Origin of the sequence: Methanobrevibacter sp. (assembly GCF_030539555.1) — an archaeon.
Taxonomy (GTDB): Archaea; Methanobacteriota; Methanobacteria; order Methanobacteriales; family Methanobacteriaceae; genus Methanocatella.
In genome coordinates this window covers 1-4,155 of record NZ_JAUNXX010000097.1, presented here as the reverse complement: position 1 = coordinate 4,155, position 4,155 = coordinate 1, and the positions used below count along the sequence as shown (strand labels likewise).

At 32.2% G+C, this 4,155-nt stretch carries 4 protein-coding genes; 3 read left to right on the top strand and 1 reads right to left on the bottom strand.

Features of this window, described 5'->3' with window-relative positions:
• The first annotated feature begins 186 nt into the window (after positions 1-186).
• Together Q4Q55_RS09840 and Q4Q55_RS09835 are read left to right on the top strand one after the other, a co-directional pair.
• The gene (locus tag Q4Q55_RS09840) at positions 187-393 is read left to right on the top strand and encodes a histone family protein (RefSeq protein WP_295113768.1); all 207 of its coding nucleotides are present in this window, start codon (positions 187-189) and stop codon (positions 391-393) included.
• Positions 394-435: 42 nt separating this feature from the next.
• Complete coding sequence (locus Q4Q55_RS09835; RefSeq protein ID WP_303372632.1) at positions 436-1,749, top strand: amidohydrolase family protein; 1,314 nt, start codon at positions 436-438, stop codon at positions 1,747-1,749.
• Here the strand turns inward: Q4Q55_RS09835 and tfrA are convergent.
• On the bottom strand, positions 1,742-3,385 hold the full coding sequence (gene tfrA, locus Q4Q55_RS09830) for a fumarate reductase (CoM/CoB) subunit TfrA (protein WP_303372631.1): 1,644 nt from the start codon (positions 3,383-3,385) through the stop codon (positions 1,742-1,744). The two genes, Q4Q55_RS09835 and tfrA, sit on opposite strands and share 8 nt — an antisense overlap.
• A gap of 221 nt (positions 3,386-3,606) precedes the next feature.
• Here tfrA and Q4Q55_RS09825 point away from each other — a divergent pair, with 221 nt between their 5' ends.
• A complete protein-coding gene (locus tag Q4Q55_RS09825) occupies positions 3,607-3,981 on the top strand; it encodes a DUF120 domain-containing protein (RefSeq protein ID WP_303372630.1) in 375 nt (124 codons plus the stop codon).
• Positions 3,982-4,155: the final 174 nt, after the last annotated feature.

Genomic DNA, 4,155 nt, shown 5'->3' with positions numbered 1-4,155 from the left:
TTTTTCAGTATTTTATATTATTAATCATGATTAATTTTAAGTTTTTTTATATATTTTTTCTTATTTTTTTGTTTTATTGGTGATTTAAGCAAAATCTTTAAATATTAAGTCATATTATAATGTATATCTAACTTAAGATTATTCACTTAGTCTTAAGTTTTAATTGACTTGAACGAGGTGAAAAACATGTCTGAAATACCAAAAGCTCCTATTGCTAGAATTATTAAAGAAGCTGGCGCAGAAAGAGTAAGCGAAGACGCTAAAGCTGAATTAGCAGCATATGTTGAAGAAGTTGCTCGTGAAGTTGCTAAAGAAGCTACTCAAGTAGCAAAAATCGCAAAACGTAAAACTATTAAAGCTGATGATATTAAATTAGCTATTAAAAACTTATAAATAAGTTTTTAACCACTTTTTTTATTTTTTTTAGGTGTTATTATGAATTATAATACTATATTAATCAAGAACGCATTAATTTTAAATCCAAATAATTTTGAAGATAAACAACAATCAATTTTAATTAAAGATAATATTATTTCTGAAATTTCCGATAAAATCGATGAAAGTGAAGCGAATAAAATCATCGACGCTAGTGAAAAGATTGCACTTCCGGGATTTGTTAATACTCACACTCATTTATCAATGACCTTATTCAGAGGTCTTGCCGATGATTTAAGTTTAGACAGTTGGTTAAATGATCATATATGGCCAATGGAAGCGAACCTTAACGAAGAATATTGTTATATTGGTGCATTATTGGGTGCTTGTGAGCTTATAAAGTCAGGAACTACCACCTTCAGCGATATGTATTTCTATATGGAAGATGTTGCCCGTGCAGTTGATGAGGCAGGCATCAGAGCTGTTTTATCATATGGAATGATTGACTTTGGCGATGCTGAAAAAAGAGAAAATGAAATCAAAGAGAATCTTTCATTATTTGATAATTGTAACGGAATGGCTAATGGAAGAATCAAAGTATTTTTTGGACCTCATTCTCCTTATACAGCTTCTGAAGATTTGTTAATTAAAGTCCGTCAGTTAGCTGATGAGTATAATATGGGAATTCATATTCATGTTTCCGAAACTGAAAAGGAAATCAATGATATTTTAGATGAAAAAGGACTCAGACCTTTTGAATACTTGGATAAAATCGGTTTTTTAGGTCCTGATGTTGTTGCTGCTCATAGTGTATGGTTAAGTGATGATGAAATTGAAATTATTAAGAAAAACGATGTTAAAATTTCACATAACCCATGCAGTAATATGAAATTGGCCTCAGGAATTGCTCCGGTTTCTAAGTTAATTGAAAATGACATCTGTGTAAGTATAGGAACTGATGGTGCTTCTTCAAATAATAATCTGGATTTGATTGAAGAGTTGAAGACAGCCAGTTTACTTCAAAAAGTTTCCACTCTCAACCCTAAGGTTTTATCTTCAGATGAGGCATTAGCTATGGGGACTATTAAAGGTGCTGAAGCTTTAGGTCTGGATGATGAAATAGGTTCTATTGAAGTGGGCAAGAAGGCAGATATTATTTTGATTGATACCAATTCAGCCAATATGGTTCCGAACAGTTCCAATTTAAGTTCCAACATTATTTACTCTGCAAACGGTTCCAATGTTGATACAACTATTTGTGATGGTAAAATTTTAATGGAAAATAAAAAATTAGTTGTTTTGGATGAACAGGAAATTTATGATAAAGCTAGAAAAGCCATTGAAGAATTAAAAGAATTAAAAGAAGCTATCTAGCTTCAAATTCTATTTTATTTTTATTAATTACAATGCTCTTTTTCCAGGAATCCAGGCTTTCAGGGAAATCTGATCTAAAGTGAGCACCTCTACTTTCTCTACGTAATATTGCAGATTTTACAGTTAAAATACAAATTTCAACCATATTAATCACTTCAAGAGCTGTTACAAGTTCGCTGTTGTATTGTTTTTTATCGCTCACATTTAGGTCGTTTAACTCTTTTTGCATTTCCTGAAGCTCTCTTAAAGCTTCATTTAGGGTTTTTTCATCTCTTACAATAGCTACTTTTTCCCACATTAAATTTTTAATTCTATTTTTAAATTCCTGTGGTTTTATTGAACCTTTTTTGATTAATTTTTCGATTCTTGAAGCTTCTTCTTGAGCCATTTTTTCGTTTATTTTTAGTTCAGTTTTTTTAGCAGCTTTGGATGCGCTTTCACCTGCTATTTTTCCAAACACCTGTGTGTCTGCCAGTGCATTACCGCCCAAACGGTTTGCTCCGTGAACTCCTCCGCATACTTCACCTGCACCAAATAGGTTTTCGAGTGATGTTGATGCATCAGTATTGATTTTTAAACCACCCATAAAGTGATGTGCTGTAGGAGCTACTTCTATTGGTTCGTGTTTGATATCAACACCCACATTTTCAAATTGAAGCACCATGGTTTCAAGTTTTTCATCGATAACATCGTCAGGCAAGTGTGAAATATCTAAGTATACTCCTCCCTTTTCGGTTCCTCGTCCTTCAATTATTTCCTGATAGATTGAACGGGCAACTACATCACGGGTAGCCAATTCCATTTTTTCAGGAGCGTATTTTGACATGAATCTTTCACCATCTTTATTGAGAAGTTTTCCACCTTCGGCCCTGACGGCTTCTGTTACAAGAACTCCTTTTTTTGATTCGGGAGTTACCATTCCAGTCGGGTGGAATTGAATTTGCTCCATGTCTACCAAGTTAGCGCCAGCTTTGTAGGCTATTGCATAACCGTCTCCGTTTTTTTGGAATGTGTTTGAGGTTACAGGGTATAATTGACCAGCTCCTCCGCTGGCCAATATTGTTGATTTTGCTTGGAAATATATTAAACTGGAATCTTTTAGATTCAATCCACATGCACCTATCACCTGGGTGCCTTCACATACAAGAGATGTTATCATTACTTCTTCAATACATTCTATATCTCGTCTAATGATTTCTTCTTTAAGTGCATTTAGTAATTCAGCACCTGTTCTATCCCCTTGATAACATGTTCTTCTAAAAGATTGTCCACCAAATGGCCTTTGGTCAATTTCACCAGATTCCTGACGGTCAAATAGAGCTCCATAATTTTCTAGGTCTATTAATCTTTTTGGGGATTTATTGACTAATATTTCAACGAGCTTTTCGTCGTTGAGGTAACTTCCACCTTTTAATGTATCGTTTATGTGAGCTTCTATTGAATCTTCTTTATCAACTGTTTTAAAAACAGCATTGTATCCGCCTTCTGCCATTCCAGTACAACCAGATCTGAATGAAAGACCTTTTGAAACTATGAGGGGTTTTAAGCCTGCGTCATCAACTTCTATTGCAGCTCTAGAACCGGCCCCACCAGATCCAATTATTAGCACATCTGTTGAGATAGTTTTTATTTCCATTTCTATTACCCTGTAAATTCTATAAGTATTATTTTGTTTTTTTAATATTATATAAATTTCTTAATAATGTTTATTAATTAAAATGAATTAATTTATAGTATTGAATGTATATTTATTTAATAAAATTATTGAATGGTTTTTTATAATATCATTTTATTAAAATAATGATTAAAATTTTTACAGTTATCTTAATTACATATTATTTAATTAGGGGTTATTTCATGAAAATTGATGGTGAAGTTACAACCGGTTTGGGAAAAGCAGCATATTTTCTATCACAGGAATTTTACACAAAGGAGTTTGAGAAAAATCTTGGATTCATTCCATATCCAGGAACACTGAATGTTGTTGTCAGTGATGAATATTTGGATGAAATCAGTGAAATTAAAAATAATTGCAAAAATATTATTAAACCTGACGAAGGTTTTGGTGCTGTAAAGTATATTAAAGCTATTTTGGAAAATGAAATTGAAGGGGCTATTGTATTTCCAGCAAAAACTACTCATGAAGAAAATTATTTGGAATTTATTGCTGTAATGAAATTAAGAGATGAATTAAACATCAAAGATGGAGATTTTGTTACTTTAGAGTTTTAATTTGTTTTTTAGTTCTTTTATTTTTTCGTCTGTAATGTTTGTGTATTTTTTTATTTTTTCTTCGTTTTCTCCATTTGTTAGCATTTTCATGGCTATTTTTTCGTTTTCCTCTTTAATTCCTTCTTTTATTCCTTATTTTTTCTTATTCCCTCTTTTCTGTTCTGACAGCTGCGC

Coding starts and splice junctions, on each gene's coding strand:
- Q4Q55_RS09840 (WP_295113768.1), top strand. CDS start 187: ATGTCTGAAATACCAAAAGCTCCTATTGCTAGAATTATTAAAGAAGCT.
- Q4Q55_RS09835 (WP_303372632.1), top strand. CDS start 436: ATGAATTATAATACTATATTAATCAAGAACGCATTAATTTTAAATCCA.
- tfrA (WP_303372631.1), bottom strand. CDS start 3,385: ATGGAAATAAAAACTATCTCAACAGATGTGCTAATAATTGGATCTGGT.
- Q4Q55_RS09825 (WP_303372630.1), top strand. CDS start 3,607: ATGAAAATTGATGGTGAAGTTACAACCGGTTTGGGAAAAGCAGCATAT.